We start from the raw sequence: 16972 nt of genomic DNA on the forward strand, positions 1-16972 counted from the left end.
CTCGCCCTGGCGATGCCCTCAGGGCTTGGCCGCGACCGCGGATGATGCGCCCGACGCGGCGGCGGGCGGATTGCCGGCGCCGGCCTGGGCCACGCGGACCTTGGCGCCGGGCTTGACGAACTGCAGGCCCTCGACGATGACGCGGTCGCCGGCCTTGAGGCCGTCCGCCACCAGCCATTGGTCGCCGATCACGCGGTCGGTGCGGATCTGGCGCAGCTCCACCTCATCCTTGGCGTTGACAACCAGTGCCGTGGCCTGGCCCTTCAGGTCGCGCGTAACGCCCTGTTGCGGGACGAGCAGGCCATCCGCCTTCACGCCCTCGCGCAGGCGGGCGTGCACGAACATGCCGGGCAGCAGTTCATGGCGCGGATTGGGGAACACGGCGCGCAAGGTGACCGAGCCGGTGCCCTGGTCGACCGCGACCTCCGAGAACTCCAGCCGGCCGGTTTCCGGGTATTTGGTGCCGTCCTCCAGCACCAGGTTGACCTGGGCGGCGTTGGTGCCGGCGCTCTGCAGCGCGCCGTTGGCCAGCTCGCGGCGCAGGCGCAGCAGGGACGCGGAGGGCTGGGTCACGTCGACGTAGATAGGGTCAATTTGCTGGACCACCGACAGGGCTCCGGCCTGGCCGTTGGTCACCAGCGCGCCTTCGGTCACGCTGGAGCGGCCGATGCGGCCGGAAATCGGCGACAGCACCTTGGTATAGCGCAGGTTGATCTCGGCGCGGTCCACGGCTGCCTGCGCCTGCAGCCAGGCGGCCTTGGCTTCGTCATATTGTTGTTTGCTGACCGCTTCGTCGCCCACCAGGCGGCCGTACCGCTCAGCCAGCAGGCGCGCGGATTCCAGCGTCGCGCGCGCGCTCTTGTAGGTAGCGTCGTAGGTAGCCGGGTCGATCTGGTAGAGCTGCTGGCCTTGCGTCACGTCGCTGCCTTCCTTGAACAGCCGGCGCAGGATGATGCCGTCCACCTGTGGGCGGACTTCAGCGATGCGGAAGGCCGAGGTGCGGCCCGGCAGTTCGGTATCCAGGGTGACGGGCGTGGTCTTGAGCGTGACGACGCTGACCTGGGGTGGGGGCGGGGCGGCGGCTTCTTTCTTGCCGCCGCATCCGGCGATCGTTGCGAGGGCGATGGCCAGCGCAACCGGAACCCGGGCGCGGCGGCCGCGTGATCGTTGCATTGCGATTTCCTGCGAAAAAATCATGCGAGTCATGTTGTCGGCGGCCAATTCCGATTGGCCGGTGCCGGTGCCGGTGCCGGTGCCGGTGCCGGAGCGGGGCAGGAGGCAAAGCAAGCGCCATGCCCGGGGCGGCTCCCGCGCTCGGCGCGGCAGGCCCCGCGAAAGCAGCAAGTCCTGCCGTGCCCGGCATAGCCGAGAAGTCTATCCCGACTCGGCAAAACGTTCCGGGCGATTATCGGGTTTCCATATTTCAGAATCTTTCAAGGGGATTTGGGGGGCGGACTTTGGCGGGTAACCCACGGGTCATCCGTAGACGTCGGATCACCCGTTCGGGAGTGATTCTTCTCGCGAATGGGCGTGGTGATGATTGCGCTGTCGCTCTTGGCAGGCGCCGCTGTTTCGCCGGCGTAGCCGGCGACCTACTTCTTGTCCGAGCGACAAGAAGTAGGCAAGAAGCGCGTCGCCTGGCGGCTGGCCATCAACGATACGCTTCTTGTGTTCAAGCGGCTTTGGTCTCGCGATGCGTGGTTGCCCGTTCGGGCCTGCTACGCATAGTGATTCAGAACCAGTGCCTCCGATAACCGGCTCTTGTACGATCCCCATGTAGGGCTCGGGTACAGCGTTCCAACGAGGTCAGCGGTGGGACGCCTACGGCTGCGCTGCGCGCGCGCCCTAGTCGGTATGCGCGGGGCATCATCGTCGCCATTGCCGACGGTTCGGTTTCTCTGCTTCGCTGTGGCGCGGTTTGCCTGCGGCCTGGGTGCTCAGACCAGGGCTCTGCGCGTAGCGCAGCCGAAGGCGATTACACGATGTCGGTAGCAGGAGGGACCACGGACAGTTTCGGGGCTCGTTCAATCATTGCTTGAAAGCCTACCGGCGGACGCGCACCACGCGGCAGGCAGCCGGGCACACTCTGAAGCCCATACCCGTACAACACCCGCAGCACACTACGATCAATATTCGCCCGCTAGGGCAAGTAAACGCGCTTTTTGGTTACTTTTTGTCGCTCGGACAAAAAGTGACTCGCCGGCTACGCCGGCGAAACAGCGGCGCCCGCCAAGAGCGACACCCCTCTCATCACCCATATCGGGCGGCGAATCCCTTAGACCCCAACTGTGCTCCCAGGCTGTACTCCCGTCTGTACGCACCGGCAAAGCCTCCCCAAACCTAATCTGACGTCACAGGATGGCCAACCCAAATGCCCCGCATTCCGGCCCTCCGCAGCCCCCGCCACAGAGGATGCACCCCATGAGCTCTCCGACGCCCGAGAAGGGCCACATCGCCCCCTACACCCACTCCGCCGCCGGCTGGGGTGCCCTGAAGTACGTTGCCATCAACCTCGTCAAGGAGAAGGTTGCCGGTGGCAAGTACAAGATGCTGTTCAAGCAGAACCAGGCCGATGGCTTCGACTGCCCCGGTTGCGCATGGCCGGACCGCCAGCACGCTTCGACCTTCGAATTCTGCGAGAACGGCGTGAAGGCCGTCGCGGCGGAAGCGACCAGCATGCGCGTGACGCCGGAATTCTTCGCCCAGCATACGGTCACCTCGCTGCTGGAGCAGACGGACTATGAACTGGAACAGCACGGCCGCCTTACGCACCCGATGGTGTACGACGCGCAGACCGACAAGTACCGCGCCATTGCCTGGGATGAAGCGTTTGCCTTGATCGCCCGCCACCTGCGCGCACTGCCGGATCCGAACCAGGCCGCGTTCTATACCTCGGGCCGCGCCAGCAACGAAGCCGCGTTCCTGTACCAGCTGTTCGTGCGCGCCTACGGCACCAACAACTTCCCCGACTGTTCGAACATGTGCCACGAGGCCACCAGCCGCGGCCTGCCCAAGACGATTGGCGTGGGCAAGGCCACGGTGACGCTGGATGACTTCGAACACGCCGACACCATCCTGTCTTTCGGCCACAATGCCGCCACCAACCACCCACGCATGCTCGGCGAGCTGCGCGAGTGCGTGCGGCGCGGCGCCACCATCGTCTCGATCAACCCGCTGCGCGAACGCGGGCTGGAGCGCTTTACCAGCCCGCAGCACCCGGTGGAGATGCTGACCGGTTCCAGCACGAAGATCGCGTCGATGTTCGTCCAGCCGAAGCTTGGCGGGGATTTCGCGCTGATCAAGGGCGTGGCCAAGCGGTTGGTCGAACTGGACGACGAGGCGGTGAAGCACGGCCAGGCGCGCCTGATCGATGTCGATTTCGTGCGCGAGCACACCATCGGCTTCGGCGCGTTTGTCGATGACCTGCGCGCGGAAAGCTGGGCGGACATCGTGGCGGAATCGGGCGTGTCGCTGCCGGACATCGATGCGCTGACGCGCGTCTATGCGCGCGGCCAGCGCGTGATCGCATGCTGGGGCATGGGCCTCACGCAACACAAGCATTCGGTGCCGACCGTGCAGATCCTGTCGAACCTGATGATGATGCGCGGAAACATCGGACGCCCCGGTGCGGGGCTGCTGCCGGTGCGCGGCCATTCGAACGTGCAGGGCGACCGCACAGTCGGCATCGAGGAGAAGCCGGACGACGCGTTCCTGGACCGCCTCAAGGCCGTCTTCGATTTCGAGCCGCCGCGCAAGCACGGGTACGACGTGGTGGAAACCATCGAGGCGATGCTGGAGGGCAAGGTCAAGGTCTTCATCGGCCTGGGCGGCAATTTCTCCACGGCGACACCGGATACGCCGCGTACGCACGAGGGCCTGCGCCAGTGCGCGCTGACCGTGAACATCGCCACCAAGCTCAACCGCAGCCACCTGGTGCATGGCAAGGAATCGCTGATCCTGCCGACGCTGGGCCGAACCGAGATCGACGAGCAGGACGGCGTGGCCCAGGGCGTGAGCGTCGAGGACTCCGTCTGCATGGTGCATATCTCGTTCGGCATGAACAAGCCGGCCTCCCCGTACCTGCTGTCCGAAACCGCGATCGTCGCGCGCATGGCGGCGGCGACGCTCGGCTCGGAAAAGATCGACTGGCTGTGGTATGCGCAGGACTATGCGCGCATCCGCGACGCGATCGAGCAGGTCATCGACGGCTTCGAGAACTACAACGAGCGCATCGCCGTGCCGGGCGGCTTCCACCTGACGCCCGGCGCATGCAATCGCATCTGGGAGACCCCGTCCGGCAAGGCGCAGTTCCTGGTCCATGCGATCGACAAGGACACCCCCATCCACCGTGCGCGCGAGCAGTATGGCGACCAGCTGCTGGTGCTGATGACCACACGCTCCCATGACCAGTACAACACCACGATCTACGGTCTGGACGACCGCTATCGCGGCGTGTTCGGCCTGCGCCGGGTGGTCTTCATCAGCGCGGCCGACCTGGCGCGGCTGGGCCTCAAGGCCGGCCAGCGGGTTGATATCACCAGCGTCTGGGGCGACGGCGTGCAACGCCGGGTCGAGGACTTCGAGCTGGTCGAGTACGACATTCCGGAGGGTTGCGTGGGCGCGTACTACCCGGAGACCAATCCGCTGGTGCCGCTCGAAAGCGTCGGCGACGGCTGCGGCACGCCCACGTCCAAGTCGGTGCCCGTGCTGCTGACGCTGTCTGCCCACCAGACGGCGGCAGCTGCCTGACGACGATCCGGCTATGAGTACCAACCGGATCCCGGGCTCGCGCCCCCGGCCAGGCGCTGTGCGCGCGCGCCTCGAATCCTTCCTTGGCGTGGTGGAACTGGCTGGCCTGGTCGTGATCGGCCTGGCCACGACGTTCGCCATGGCCGAGGAGGGCTGGAAGGTCGCCGGCATGGGCAAGGTCTCGCTGACCGACCTGCTGCTGATGTTCCTGTACCTGGAGGTGCTGGCCATGGTCGGGCGCTACCTGAAGCTCGGCCAGCTGCCGGTGCGCTTCCCGCTGTATATCGCCATGGTGTCGCTCGCGCGCGACCTGATCCTGCGCTTCAATGAGTCGACCGAGTTCCACATGCTGGCCCTGTGCGGCGGCGTGGTCATGCTGGCCTGCGGCGTGCTGATCCTGCGCTACGGGCAATACCGCTTCCCCAGCAACGACGACGGCGAGAACGGCGCCGGCGAGTGAGCCGCGGCGCCGGCGCGCATCTGTAGATGCCGCGCGGCGGCGCAACTGTATGCCTCGCATGCGGTGGCCGCTGCCTACCATTGCTGCAACCGTTCCCACAATATTCCCGCGGCGCCGGCCCGGTACCGGCGCGCGATCGATCTTCGCGAGGTCCCCATGGATTGCACCGAACTGGTTGAACACCACGGCTATGCCGCACGCAGCGTCGTGCGGCACAAGGACGGCGCGCCGCAAGCCGCCGTCGACAACGTGGCCGAAGAGCTTCCAGTGGCGCTCGTGTACAACGGCATCTCGCACGCCGTGATGATGGCGACACCGCTTGATCTCGAGGCCTTTGCGGTGGGCTTTTCCCTGACCGAGGGCATCGTCAGCCGCAACGAGCAGATCCACGACCTCGAAGTGCGGGTGCTCGCGCATAGCGCCGAAGTCCAGCTCCAGATCGGCGAGCAGGCGTTTGCCGCCATGAAGGCGCGGCGGCGCGCCCTCGCGGGCCGCACGGGCTGCGGCGTCTGCGGCATCGAGAGCCTTGAACTGCTCGACCTGGAGCCCGCGCCCATGCGCGCGCCGGCCAGGCGGCTGCAGCCGACGCGCGAGATGATCGCGCGCGCGGCGGCGGCGCTGCCGTCGCACCAGCGGCTCATGCGCGAGACCGGCGGCGTCCACGCGGCTGCCTGGTGCGATGCGCGCGGCGAGATCCTGCACGTGTTCGAGGATGTCGGCCGGCATAACGGCCTGGACAAGCTGATCGGCCACCTGGCGATGCAGCGCGTGGCGATGGACGACGGCTTCGTCTTCCTGTCGAGCCGCGCCAGCTACGAGCTGGTGCGCAAGGCCGCGCGCATGAATATCCAGATGCTGGCGACGATCTCCGCGCCGACTTCGCTGGCGATCCGCATTGCCGGGCGGGCCGGCCTGCGCCTGCTCAGCTTCTGCCGCAAGGACGGCTACGTCGACTATACGGACGCTGCCTGCGATACCGACGCCGAACGTGCCATGGCGGGAGCCCGGGCATGCTGAGCTTTGACGAGGCACAGCCGATCTTCGCGATGGCGGCGGAGCCGGTCCGCGAGACCGAAACGGTGTGGCTCGGGCTGCTGACCGGCCGCGTGCTCGCCCAGGACCTGGCCGCGGTGACCGATACCCCCGCAGCGGACCGCAGCGCGATGGACGGCTACGCCGTGCGCTGCGAGGACTGCCATGGCGACGCGTGCCTGCCGGTGCAGCAGGTGGTCTATGCCGGCACGCGGCCGCAGGCACTGCGTCCCGGACATGCCATCCGCATCTATACCGGCGGCGTGATCCCCCAGGGGGCCGATGCCGTGGTCGCGCAGGAGGATGCCGTGGAGAGCTATCGCGGCATGACCTGCCACCGCCCGCCCGTCGCGGGCCAGCATATCCGGCGCCAGGGGGAGGATGTCCGTCGCGGCGAGCTGTTGTTGCCCGCCGGCACGCTGATCGAGGCCGGTCATATCGCGGCGCTGGCGTCGCAAGGCCTGGTGCAGGTGCCGGTCTGGCGGCTGGTCGAGGTGGCGATCCTGACGTCGGGCGACGAAGTGGCCGCCCATGACGAGCCGCGCGACGTATACCAGGTGCACGACGTCAACGGCCCGATGCTCGAATCGCTGGTGCAGTCCATGGGCGCCGTGGTCCGCTGCCACCGGCATGTGCGCGACGATGAACGCGCACTGCACCATACGCTGCGCGAGCTGGCCGGCGATGCCGATCTCGTGCTCGTGACCGGCGGGGCCTCGGTCGGCCAGCGCGACCTCGTGGCCGCGGCGCTGGCCTCGGCTGGCGGCGAACTGCTTTGCCGTGGCGTCGACATGCGGCCCGGCAAGCCGGTAACGGTCGGGCGCCTGCGCGGCAAGCCGGTGGTGTGCCTGCCGGGCAATCCCGCCGCGGCCTATACCACCTTTGCGCTGCTGGTGACGCCGCTGCTGCGGCGGCTGCAGGGCCGGAGCCGGCTGTTCCCGCCGGTCAGCCGGGTCCGCGCGGCGCTGTCCGGGGCGCGCGTGCCGCCGTGCGACGCGTTCTGGCGCGTCGGCGAGGGCGGCGAGGGCGGCTTCCCGGGCGGCCAGGAAAGCGTGGTCCGGGTCGCCACGCAGCAGGGCGCCGCCGCCGTGTCCGCGCTCGGTCAGGCCAGCGGTTTTGTGCGGGTCGGGCCGCAGAATACCGGTCCCCTCCACCATGTATCGCTGCCGTACTATGATCTCCATCGCTGGCTCAGTTGATGAGTGTGCGCAAGGGGAGCGGGCGATGGATCGCCCGGGAGCGCGGAACCGGAATCGCCAGCAAGGGGAGCGCGGCGTGAAACTGTATGAAAAACTGGCTGCCGACATCGAAGCGCTGGTGAAGCAGGGCGTGCTGCTGCCCGGCGAGCGGATTCCGTCCGTGCGCCAGGCCAGCCAGCACCATCGCATGAGCATCACCACGGTGATCCGCGCCTATGTGCTGCTGGAAAGCCGCGGTGTCATCGAAAGCCGGCCGCAATCCGGCTACTTCGTGCGCGCGCGGCCGGGCGAGCCGGCGGCCGAGCTGCAGCCGTCGCGGCCGAGCGCCAAGCCGTCCGCGGTGGATGTCAGCGCGCTGGTGCTGTCCACGCTGCGCTCGATCCGCTCGGACGATGCCGTGCCGCTGGGCTCGCCTTACCCCGATGCCTCGCTGTTCCCGTGGCAGCGCATCAACCAGTACGCCAACAATATCGCGCGCCGCTATGCCAAGTGGACCATGCTGGACGACCTGCCGCCCGGCAGTCCGGAGCTGATCCGCCAGATCTCGCGGCGCTACCTGGAGAACGGCTACGCGGTCAACCCGAACGAGCTGATCGTCACCATCGGCGCGACCGAGGCGATCAACCTGTGCCTGCAGGCCGTGGCCAGGCCCGGCGACACGATTGCGGTGGAGTCCCCGACCTACTACGCGATGCTCCATGCGATCGAGCGGCTGGGCATGCGCGCGATCGAAGTGGCGACCGACCCGGTCGAAGGCATCGACATCGACGCGCTGGCGCGGCTGATCGACGAGAAGGACGTCGCGGCCTGCATGGTGATGCCCAATTTCCAGAATCCGCTTGGCTTCCAGATGTCGGACGAGAAGAAGCGCACGCTGGTGACAATGCTGACCGCCAAGGACATTCCCGTCATCGAGAACGATGTCTATGGCGAGCTTTACTACGGCGAATCGCATCCCAGCTCGCTCAAGGCCTTTGACACGGCCGGCATCGTGCTGCACTGCTCGTCATTTTCCAAGACGCTGACCAATGCCTACCGTATCGGCTGGGCGCTGCCGGGCCGCTATCGCGGCGCGGTCGAGCGCCTCAAGTTCCTGAATACGCTGACGACTCCGGCCATCCCGCAACTGGCGATTGCCGAGTTCCTCAAGAACGACGGCTATGACTTCCACCTGCGGCGCGTGCGCAAGGCCTACGCGCAGCAGGCCAATATCATGGCCGCGGCGGTGCGGCGGTTCTTCCCGGAGGGCACGACCACGTCGCGGCCCGCCGGGGGCTATGTGCTGTGGGTGCAGCTTCCGGACGGCATCGATGCCATGGAGATGTACCACGCGGCGCTGGAGCACCGCATCACGGTCGCGCCGGGGCATATGTTCTCGCCCGCGGCAACGTACCGGAATTGCATTCGCCTCAACTACAGCGCGGAATGGTCGTCCGGCATCGAGACCGCCGTGCAGACCCTCGGCAAGATCGCGCAGCATCTGCTGGCGCAACGGCCGGGGGCATGCGGACCGTGACGAATATGACCGACGAAAGGAAAAGGGCCGGAGACGGCGAGGATATCGATCCGGCCATCGTTGACGTGCTGCTGGTGCTGAGGGAGGCCGCAATCGGCGAAGGCCGCGGCCCCTGGTCGCTCGCCAAGCTTGCCAAGCGCGCGCAGTTGCCGATGAGTGTGCTGCGCCGCGTACTGACGCAGCTTCAGTCGGCGGGGCTGGCCGAGGTCAGCATCGAAGAAGATGGCCGTGGCCACGCCAGCCTGACGCAGGAGGGCACGGACCTGGCCGAGCAGTTGTTTTCCGACCCGGCCTGAGCCGGGCCCGGATCAGCCGCCAACCAGGGACATGCGCACCGTCGGGTAGTGCCGCTTGCCGCTGGCGCGGCGTTCCTCGCGCAGTTCGGAATAGCGATCACCGCGTGCTTGCCATGCCTTGCGGACCGCATTGGCGACGGCTTCGGCCGGACGGCTTGTGGCCAGGTGGGAACGCAAGTCCACCGATTGCGTGGCAAACAGGCAAAGGAAAAGGCGGCCATCGACCGACACGCGTGCGCGCGTGCAGTCGCCGCAGAACGGGTGCGACACGCTGGAAATGAAGCCGAGCCTGAGGCTGCCGTCGGCGAGCAGGTAGTTGCTCGATGTCTCGCTGGCGCGCCGGACCACAGGAACCAGCGCATGCGCGCGCTCGACCATCGCGCGGAGCTCGTCGGACGGCACCACCCGGGACTGAGACCACGCACTCGGGCCTTCCACATCCATGTATTCGATGAAGCGCAGCGTCACGCCGCTGCCGCGAAAGTGCGCAACTAGCGGCAGCACTTGCGCGTCATTGGTGCCGCGCTCCACCACACAGTTGACCTTGACCGGGGCCAGGCCTGCCGCGACCGCGGCCTCGATGCCTTCGAGCACGCGGCCGACCGGGAAATCGACATCGTTCATGGCGCGGAAGGTGCGGTCGTCCAGGCTGTCCAGGCTGACCGTCACGCGGCCCAGGCCCGCGTCGCGCAGCGAGCGCGCCTTGCGCGCCAGCAGGCTGCCGTTGGTGGTCATGGCTACTTCCACCTGCCGGCCTTCGGGCGTGCGCAGGGAGGCAATGCCTTCCACTATTGACTCGATCCCCTTGCGCAGCAGCGGCTCGCCACCCGTCAGGCGCACCTTCTCTACGCCAAGGCTGACGAAGCCGCGAGCGATCTCGAGCAGTTCCTTGTCCGACAGCCGTTGTGCTGGCGTCAGGAACGGGTAGTCGCGCCCGAAGCGCGCCTTGGGCATGCAGTAGGTGCAGCGGAAGTTGCATTGATCGATCACCGACAGGCGCAGATCCTTCAGCGGCCTGCCGAGCTGGTCACGGCAGGCGGCCCGTTCCGGGGCTGGGGGACGGCTGACTGCGGGCAAAGAGTGCATTGGCGCGGCTTGCATGGGGTTCTCCCGAGGGCGGTGGCGATCCATGCAGCCATGGTAGGGATGGAAGGCCGCGGGCAGAGGGCACAAATCGCCAGCGCCGGCAGCAGAACAGTTCGGCCGGGGCGCGGCGGCCTTACTCGCGCGGCGTCCGTATGCGGATCGTGGCGGTCTGGCCAGCCACGAGATGCGTGCCCGGCGGAACCTCGTCCAGCGCAATGCGGACCGGAATGCGTTGCGCAAGGCGCACCCAGTTGAAGGTCGGGTTGACGGTGGGGAGCAGGTTCGGCCCGCTGCCGCGGTCCTGGTCGTCGATGCCCGGCGCGATGCTCAGGACGTGCCCGTGCAATGCCGTGCCCTGGCCCATGATGCGCACGTCGGCCACTGCGCCGACGCGGATCGCCGGCAGCTTGGTTTCCTCGAAATAGCCCTCCACGTACTGCGACCCGCTGGCCACCACCGACAGCGCCGGGCGGCCGCGGTTCACGAAGTCGCCGGCGCGGGGCAGGCGGTCCGCGACGTGACCGTCCACGGGGCTGGCCACGCGGCAGCGGGCCAGGTCGAGGCTGGCTGCCTCGGCCGCAGCGTCGGCCTGGTCGGCGCGCGCCTGCGCGGCGCTCATGTCCGCCTTGCCTGCATGGGCCAAGGCCGCGTGCGCAGCCGCCGCTGCGGCTTGCGCCTGCTTCAGCGCCACGCGGAAGCGCGCCTCGTCGACCACGAACAGTACCTGTCCGCGCTTTACGCGGGCGTTGTCGGTGACGAGTACCTCGGCGACGAGTCCCGACACATCGGGTGCCACCTGCACCACGTCGGCACGGACCCGGCCGTCGCGCGTCCATGGCGCGCCGGTGTAGTACTGCCACAGGTGCCACGCCGTCAGCGCAGCCGCCGCCACGAAGATCAGCGTCACGGCGACGGGGACGATCAGCGAAAACTTGCGATGCATGATGGAACCTCCCAGACAAACGCGACCATCGTGCCCAGCACGAGGATGTAGAGCGAGAAATTGAACAGCGACCGGTGCCACACGAAGCGGTAGAGGCCAAGGCGGTCGAGCACCGCGCGCATGCCGGCGGTGACGGCGAATGCGGCCAGCATCCAGACCAGCGTGGCTGGTACGAACACGCCGTACACATTGAATTCAGTGGCGTGCATGGGACTCTCCATCGGTCGGGGCACGGGGCGGATACAGTGCCAGGCGCACGCTGGCGAGCGCTGCCAGCGCGGCGCGCGGGTAGCTGCCCGACGGCTCGGCGAGCGCAGTCCAGGCCGCGTCGAGCCTGGCGGCCAGCGCGGGCGGCGGCGCGACTTCGTGGCCGGCATGCGAGCAGTGGCGGTAGTAGCGGGCAACGCCGGCCAGCGCCCGCTCGACGGCGCGGCGGCGCGCGGCAGGCAGGTCCACGCAGCCGCGCCGCAGGACGAGGGCGGCGGATTCGACCAGGAACGCCGCGACGCTGCCGCCGGTGCGATGCCGCCCGGCCACCGGCGGCCACTGCCGCAGCAGGCGGTCGAGCATGCGGCCGCGCAGCAGCGCACTGTTGACCGGCGCGCGCGGGTGGGCCACCAGCGCGATGTCGCGCCAGTTGGCACGGGCCAGCCGGTAAGCCACGAGCTGGCGGCCGAATGGCTGCATCAGCGCGGCCCACAGTGCGGAGAAGCACAGCGCCGCCAGGCTGGCCAGGCTGCTGTTGAAGATGTCGGCAAAGTGCGCGGCACTGAACTGCGGCATGCCGGCGAACGACGCCGACGTGACCGCAAGCAGCACGCCGAACAGCGCGTAGCGCGATTGCGTCGTCAGCGCCCCGATGACGAGGTAGGGCCAGAACAGCAGCAGCGCCAGCGAACTGAAGTCATGGGCCAGCACCAGCACGACGAACTGGTAGTACCAGGCCAGCAGCGCACAGGCCATGCTCCACACCACCACGCGCCTGGCCATCAGCCGCGGCTGGTCGGCGGTGGCGATGAAGCAGCTTGCCAGCGCCGCCAGCCCGACGGGGCCGGCGCCGTCCACCCAGCCCGACGCCATCCACAGCAGGCCGGCGACCAGCGTCGCCGTGCCCGCGGTCATGGCGCGAAACAGGAGCCGCGCGTGGTCGTGGTGCCGGTCCTGTCCCGCGGGCTCGACGCGATAGCGGAGCACGGCGGGCTCGGCGCCGCCCGGTTGCAGGCTGGCCTGCAACAGGCGGCAGTCCTGCCACAGGTCGTCCAGTTCGTCGAGATACTCGCTGGCGGCTGCCACCAGCCGCGCATGCCAGCCCGCCGTGGCGGGCGGCGTCGAACTGGCCGGGCGGCAAGCGCTCAGCGGGCGGCTGGCACCGGGCGCGCCGCCAATCCACGCCACGGTAGCGCCCAGACGCTGTGCTACCGCATCGGGCAGGCCTTCCTGCGACTGACGCAGCGCGGCGACGGCATCGGCCAGCGCCAGCACGCGCGGCAGCAGCGCGGCCATCCGCTGGTGCAGCGCGCGGGCATGCCGCAGCGCCGGTGCGCCATCGGTTTCATAGGCAAGTTGTGCAAGCTGGGTTTCCATCGCGACGATGTCGGCGGCCAGCACGCTGAAGCTGTCATGGCGGCGCGCCGGGCTCACGCCGGCGCCGAGCATGTCCTGGATCCAGCGGGCAGCGTGCGACAGCCACGTGGACGCCCGGGCCGCCAGCGCGGGCCGCGTGCGGACGGGAAATACCACGGCGCTGACCACGCTGGCGCAGACGATGCCGATCACGATTTCCTCGATCCGGGCCAGCGCGACGGCAAAGACCGTACCGGGGACCGTGACGGTCGGCAGCGCCACGATCGGCAGCGTGTACGCGGCCAGCAGGCAGATGTAGTTGCGCGGTGCCGGCTCCAGCAGGGACAGGTAGAGCAGGGTGCCGGTCCAGCAGGCGATGGCCGCCATCAGCAGCACGGGCTCGTCGATAAGCAGCGGCACCAGCGCCACCGCGCACAAGGCGCCGAGCAGCGTGCCGGCCACGCGGTAAGTGCCCTTGGCGTAGGTGGCCCCGGCGAGCGGGCTGGATACCAGGTACACCGTGGCCAGGGCCCAGTACGGCCGCGGCAGGCCAAGCGCCAGGGCCGCGTACAGCGCGAGCATGGCGGCGCCGAACACCTTGAGCGAATGGATCCACGGTGCCAGGTCCGGCCGCGCGGCCCAGGCCGCCGCCAGGGCGCAAGCCGCACCGCCGGTACGGCTGGCTGGCGGCCTGGCGCGGGTGGAAGTGCCGGATGCTGGCATGCCCCGCGCTCAGCTTGAAAGACCGGCCGCGCGCATCAGCAGCCGCATCAGGCAGGCAAAGACGAAGACCGTGCCGACGCCCGCCGCCCAGAGCGCCAGCAGCCAGCCCAGGCGGCTCGTCAGCGGCGATTTCATGATCCTGGCCATCAGTGGTACCCCTCGCCGCGACGGACCTTGCCGCGGAACACGTAGTAGGACCACGACGTGTACGCCAGGATGATGGGCACGATGAACAGGGTGCCGACCAGCGCGAAGCCCTGGCTCTGCGGCGGCGACGATGCGGCCCAGATCGAGATCGACGGCGGGATGATGTTGGGCCACACGCTGATCGCCAGGCCGGTGTAGCCCATGAAGACCATCAGCAGCGCGTACAGGAACGGGGCGACGTTCGGGCGCCCGTGCAGCGAGCGCTGGATGCCGACGGCCGCGCCCAGTACCAGCAGCGGCACGGGTAGGAAGAAGAACACGTTGGGCAGCGCAAACCAGCGCGCGGCGATCCCGGGGTGCGTCAGCGGCGTCCAGATGCTCACCGCGGCGATCATCGCCACCATCACGCCGGTCAGCACGTTGGTCACGCGCAGCATGGTCCATTGCAGCCGGCCCTCCGTCTTCATGATGAGCCAGGTGACACCGAGGAAGGCGTAGGTAATGACGACCCCGACGCCGGTGAAGATCGGGAACGGTGCCAGCCAGTCGAGCGCGCCGCCGGTGTAGGTCGTGCCCTGCATGGCAATGCCATCAATATAGGCGCCAAGCGTCACACCCTGGAAGAACGCCGCGACGACCGAGCCCCACGTGAAGGCGGCGTCCCAGTACGGGCGGCTGCGGTCGCTGGCCTTGAAGCGGAACTCGAACGCCACGCCGCGGAAGATCAGGCCCAGCAGCATCAGCATCAGCGGCAGGTAGAACGCGCTGAGCAGCACCGAATAGGCCAGCGGAAAGGCGCCGAGCAGCGCCGCGCCGCCAAGCACCAGCCAGGTTTCGTTGCCGTCCCAGACCGGCGCGACGGTGTTCATCATCACGTCGCGGTCATGGCGATCGCCGACGAACGGAAACAGGATGCCGATGCCCAGGTCGAATCCGTCCATGATGACGTACATCATCACGCCGAAGAAGATCAGGCAGGCCCAGATGGCAGGAAGGTTGATACCCATATTGATCACCTGTTCAGGAGTTGCGGTGGCCGTGCGGGGCCATGGCGGTGCGTGCGGAGGCTGCGCTGACGGCGGCCGGAACGGTGCCGACGGTGCCGGGCCCATAGGGATTCGGATGGCCGTGCGCGTGCGTGTCGGCCACGGGGCCGGCGCTCGCCAGCTTGAGCATGTAGCGGATGCCCACGCCGAAGACGACGAAATAGACCACCACGAACAGCGCCAGCGACAGCGCGACCGGGGCGGCCGCGTGCGCCGACACGGCATCCGTCGTGCGCAGCAGGCCGTAGACCACCCACGGCTGGCGGCCGATCTCGGTCGTCATCCAGCCCGCCAGCAGTGCGATCAGGCCGGCCGGCCCCATCACCACGGCGAAGCGCAGGAAGGCGCGCGACCGGTACACGACGCCGTTGCGGCGCAGCAGCCAGCCGAGCAGGCCGAACAGGATCATCAGCACGCCCAGGCCAACCATGGTGCGGAACGTGAAGAACAGCACCGTGGCGTTAGGCCGGTCGGCCTTGGGGAAGTCCTTCAGGCCGCGGATCTGGCCGTCCAGGGTGTGCGTGAGGATCAGGCTGCCCAGGCGCGGGATCTCGATCGCATAGCGCGTCTCCTCGCGCTCCATGTCGGGAATGCCGAAGACGATCAGCGGAAAGCCATTCTTGTCGTCCTTTGCCGCGGTATTCCAGTGGCCCTCCAGCGCCGCGATCTTGGCGGGCTGGTATTCGAGCGTGTTCAGGCCATGGGCGTCGCCGACCACCGCCTGCAGCGGGGCCGAGATCAGGACCATCCACAGCGCCAGCGACAGCATCTTCCGCGCGGCCGGCACGGCGCGGCCATGCAGCAGCTGCCAGGCTGACGCCGCGGCGACGAACAGGGCGGTCGACAGCAGCGCGGCAATCACCATATGCGCGAGGCGGTACGGGAACGACGGATTGAAGATCACGGCCAGCCAGTCGGTCGGCACCACCTTGCCGGCGACGATGGCGTAGCCCGCGGGCGTGTGCATCCAGCTGTTGGAGGCCAGGATCCACGTCGACGAGATCATGGTGCCGAGCGCCACCATCACTGTCGAGAAGAAGTGCAGCCCCGGCCCGACGCGGTTCCAGCCGAACAGCATCACGCCGAGGAAGCCCGCCTCCAGGAAGAACGCGGTCAGCACTTCGTAGGTCAGCAGGGGGCCGGTCACGCCGCCCGCGAACTGCGAGAAGAACGACCAGTTGGTGCCGAACTCATAGGCCATGACCAGGCCGGACACGACGCCCATGCCGAAGTTCAGGGCGAAGATTTTGACCCAGAACTGGTAGAGGGTGCGGTAGACCGTGTCCTTCGTGAGCAGCCAGCGCGCTTCCAGGAAACCGAGGAAGCACGCCAGGCCAATGGTGATGGCGGGAAAGAGTATGTGAAAGGAAACCGTGAATCCGAACTGGATTCTGGCGAGTTCCAGAGCTGTAAGTCCATGCATCGATGTGCTCTCCGTGGGGGTTGCCGCCGGCATGCTGGCGGTGCGCGCGACATTACGGAGAAGGGTAGGGAATACAGCCTGTGCGGGAGGGATACAGTTTTCGGGGAAGCGGTGAAGCTCAGTTCGGGCGAGGGTTGTCTTTGCCGGACTGGCAGCAACTTCGGGGCATTCCTCCCGCGCGTGAGCGGGGCTGCGTGCCTGGGGTCACATCGCGGCGCATGCCGGTACAGATGACGCCTGCGCGCAGGATCACAGTCCTGGGCTTGCGCCTCACAAGAACGAAGGACCGCCCAAGGGCGGTCCTTCGCGGGAGGCGGGGCGCCAGGGGGGCGGCGTCCGCGTTTCGCGTGGCTCAGTGCTGCAGGGCCTGCACGATGCCACCGATATTGTTGATGGTGTTCGTCATGCTCTTCAGGTCGACATTGGTGCGGGTCGAGGCATCGACCTGCGTGACCGGCGCGACGATGGTGTTCGGGCTGGCGAACGACACGCCCGAGCCGCCGGTGATGGCGTTGATGGCGGAATTCACGAAGACGCTGCCGCCGCGCACGGCGCCCATCTTGGCGTGGTCAAGGTCTTGTTCGAGCGGCAGGTTCTGGATGGTCAAGGACATGATGGTCTCCTGGGTAGGCTGGTTGGGCTGAACGGGTTGGATCGGCGGATCAGTGCTGCAGGGCCGCGACCATGCCGCCCACGTTGTTGATGGTGTTCGTCACGCTCTTCATGTCGACGTCGGTGCGGGTCGAGGCATCGACCTGCGTGACCGGGGCGAAGATCGTGTTGGGGCTG

15 protein-coding genes are annotated in these 16972 nt (G+C 68.0%); 6 read left to right on the top strand and 9 right to left on the bottom strand.

The genetic code is table 11. The annotated features are described in order from the left end of the window. Nucleotides 1-18: 18 nt before the first annotated feature. Nucleotides 19-1173 (bottom strand): efflux RND transporter periplasmic adaptor subunit, encoded by a 1155-nt coding sequence (locus tag AC3FNH_RS07560; protein ID WP_488719588.1) that lies wholly within the window; start codon nucleotides 1171-1173, stop codon nucleotides 19-21. A gap of 1248 nt (nucleotides 1174-2421) precedes the next feature. Here AC3FNH_RS07560 and AC3FNH_RS07565 point away from each other — a divergent pair. The 6 genes from AC3FNH_RS07565 to AC3FNH_RS07590 all read left to right on the top strand — a co-directional run bounded on the left by AC3FNH_RS07565 (nucleotide 2422) and on the right by AC3FNH_RS07590 (nucleotide 9252). Continuing rightward, nucleotides 2422-4749 carry an FdhF/YdeP family oxidoreductase gene (locus AC3FNH_RS07565; RefSeq protein WP_488719589.1) on the top strand — a complete coding sequence of 776 codons (2328 nt, stop codon included), beginning with the start codon at nucleotides 2422-2424 and terminating at the stop codon, nucleotides 4747-4749. A gap of 13 nt (nucleotides 4750-4762) precedes the next feature. After that, nucleotides 4763-5209, top strand: coding sequence for a phosphate-starvation-inducible protein PsiE (locus AC3FNH_RS07570; protein ID WP_276101502.1), 447 nt, complete (start codon nucleotides 4763-4765; stop codon nucleotides 5207-5209). 156 nt (nucleotides 5210-5365) lie between these two features. Beyond that, nucleotides 5366-6226 carry a formate dehydrogenase accessory sulfurtransferase FdhD gene (gene fdhD, locus AC3FNH_RS07575; RefSeq protein ID WP_488719590.1) on the top strand — a complete coding sequence of 287 codons (861 nt, stop codon included), beginning with the start codon at nucleotides 5366-5368 and terminating at the stop codon, nucleotides 6224-6226. Next, a complete protein-coding gene (locus tag AC3FNH_RS07580) occupies nucleotides 6220-7440 on the top strand; it encodes a molybdopterin molybdotransferase MoeA (RefSeq protein ID WP_488719591.1) in 1221 nt (406 codons plus the stop codon). The genes fdhD and AC3FNH_RS07580 overlap by 7 nt, the downstream gene beginning before the upstream one ends. 76 nt (nucleotides 7441-7516) lie before the next feature. Further along, entirely contained in the window at nucleotides 7517-8956 is a 1440-nt protein-coding gene (locus AC3FNH_RS07585) for an aminotransferase-like domain-containing protein (RefSeq protein WP_488719592.1), read from the top strand. Nucleotides 8957-8961: 5 nt separating this feature from the next. Beyond that, nucleotides 8962-9252 carry a helix-turn-helix domain-containing protein gene (locus AC3FNH_RS07590; RefSeq protein ID WP_488719593.1) on the top strand — a complete coding sequence of 97 codons (291 nt, stop codon included), beginning with the start codon at nucleotides 8962-8964 and terminating at the stop codon, nucleotides 9250-9252. Between the two features lie 12 nt (nucleotides 9253-9264). Here AC3FNH_RS07590 and moaA read toward each other — a convergent pair whose 3' ends face one another. The 8 genes from moaA to AC3FNH_RS07630 all read right to left on the bottom strand — a co-directional run bounded on the left by moaA (nucleotide 9265) and on the right by AC3FNH_RS07630 (nucleotide 16796). Next, a complete protein-coding gene (gene moaA / locus AC3FNH_RS07595) occupies nucleotides 9265-10353 on the bottom strand; it encodes a GTP 3',8-cyclase MoaA (RefSeq protein ID WP_488719594.1) in 1089 nt (362 codons plus the stop codon). 118 nt (nucleotides 10354-10471) lie between these two features. After that, nucleotides 10472-11281 carry an HlyD family secretion protein gene (locus AC3FNH_RS07600; RefSeq protein ID WP_488719595.1) on the bottom strand — a complete coding sequence of 270 codons (810 nt, stop codon included), beginning with the start codon at nucleotides 11279-11281 and terminating at the stop codon, nucleotides 10472-10474. Beyond that, nucleotides 11260-11490, bottom strand: a complete 231-nt coding sequence (locus AC3FNH_RS07605; RefSeq protein WP_276101509.1) for a DUF1656 domain-containing protein — start codon at nucleotides 11488-11490, stop codon at nucleotides 11260-11262. Before AC3FNH_RS07605 ends, AC3FNH_RS07600 begins: the two co-directional genes overlap by 22 nt. Continuing rightward, nucleotides 11477-13567 carry an FUSC family protein gene (locus AC3FNH_RS07610; RefSeq protein WP_488719596.1) on the bottom strand — a complete coding sequence of 697 codons (2091 nt, stop codon included), beginning with the start codon at nucleotides 13565-13567 and terminating at the stop codon, nucleotides 11477-11479. The genes AC3FNH_RS07605 and AC3FNH_RS07610 overlap by 14 nt, the downstream gene beginning before the upstream one ends. Before the next feature lie 9 nt (nucleotides 13568-13576). Continuing rightward, a complete protein-coding gene (locus AC3FNH_RS07615) occupies nucleotides 13577-13702 on the bottom strand; it encodes a DUF2474 domain-containing protein (protein ID WP_488719597.1) in 126 nt (41 codons plus the stop codon). Between the two features lie 11 nt (nucleotides 13703-13713). Then, nucleotides 13714-14721, bottom strand: coding sequence for a cytochrome d ubiquinol oxidase subunit II (gene cydB, locus AC3FNH_RS07620; RefSeq protein WP_488719598.1), 1008 nt, complete (start codon nucleotides 14719-14721; stop codon nucleotides 13714-13716). Between the two features lie 13 nt (nucleotides 14722-14734). Beyond that, nucleotides 14735-16183, bottom strand: a complete 1449-nt coding sequence (locus tag AC3FNH_RS07625; RefSeq protein WP_488719599.1) for a cytochrome ubiquinol oxidase subunit I — start codon at nucleotides 16181-16183, stop codon at nucleotides 14735-14737. A 352-nt stretch (nucleotides 16184-16535) separates the two neighbouring features. Continuing rightward, complete coding sequence (locus tag AC3FNH_RS07630) at nucleotides 16536-16796, bottom strand: hypothetical protein (protein WP_276101514.1); 261 nt, start codon at nucleotides 16794-16796, stop codon at nucleotides 16536-16538. Between the last annotated feature and the right edge of the window lie 176 nt (nucleotides 16797-16972).

This window comes from Cupriavidus sp. 22TCCZM01-5 (assembly GCF_057798915.1).

What these genes read in the sequence shown, in the direction of transcription:
- AC3FNH_RS07560 (WP_488719588.1), bottom strand. Translation starts at nt 1,173, where the DNA reads ATGCAACGATCACGCGGCCGCCGCGCCCGGGTTCCGGTTGCGCTGGCC.
- AC3FNH_RS07565 (WP_488719589.1), top strand. Translation starts at nt 2,422, where the DNA reads ATGAGCTCTCCGACGCCCGAGAAGGGCCACATCGCCCCCTACACCCAC.
- AC3FNH_RS07570 (WP_276101502.1), top strand. Translation starts at nt 4,763, where the DNA reads ATGAGTACCAACCGGATCCCGGGCTCGCGCCCCCGGCCAGGCGCTGTG.
- fdhD (WP_488719590.1), top strand. Translation starts at nt 5,366, where the DNA reads ATGGATTGCACCGAACTGGTTGAACACCACGGCTATGCCGCACGCAGC.
- AC3FNH_RS07580 (WP_488719591.1), top strand. Translation starts at nt 6,220, where the DNA reads ATGCTGAGCTTTGACGAGGCACAGCCGATCTTCGCGATGGCGGCGGAG.
- AC3FNH_RS07590 (WP_488719593.1), top strand. Translation starts at nt 8,962, where the DNA reads ATGACCGACGAAAGGAAAAGGGCCGGAGACGGCGAGGATATCGATCCG.
- moaA (WP_488719594.1), bottom strand. Translation starts at nt 10,353, where the DNA reads ATGCAAGCCGCGCCAATGCACTCTTTGCCCGCAGTCAGCCGTCCCCCA.
- AC3FNH_RS07600 (WP_488719595.1), bottom strand. Translation starts at nt 11,281, where the DNA reads ATGCATCGCAAGTTTTCGCTGATCGTCCCCGTCGCCGTGACGCTGATC.
- AC3FNH_RS07605 (WP_276101509.1), bottom strand. Translation starts at nt 11,490, where the DNA reads ATGCACGCCACTGAATTCAATGTGTACGGCGTGTTCGTACCAGCCACG.
- AC3FNH_RS07610 (WP_488719596.1), bottom strand. Translation starts at nt 13,567, where the DNA reads ATGCCAGCATCCGGCACTTCCACCCGCGCCAGGCCGCCAGCCAGCCGT.
- AC3FNH_RS07615 (WP_488719597.1), bottom strand. Translation starts at nt 13,702, where the DNA reads ATGAAATCGCCGCTGACGAGCCGCCTGGGCTGGCTGCTGGCGCTCTGG.
- cydB (WP_488719598.1), bottom strand. Translation starts at nt 14,721, where the DNA reads ATGGGTATCAACCTTCCTGCCATCTGGGCCTGCCTGATCTTCTTCGGC.
- AC3FNH_RS07625 (WP_488719599.1), bottom strand. Translation starts at nt 16,183, where the DNA reads ATGCATGGACTTACAGCTCTGGAACTCGCCAGAATCCAGTTCGGATTC.
- AC3FNH_RS07630 (WP_276101514.1), bottom strand. Translation starts at nt 16,796, where the DNA reads ATGTCCTTGACCATCCAGAACCTGCCGCTCGAACAAGACCTTGACCAC.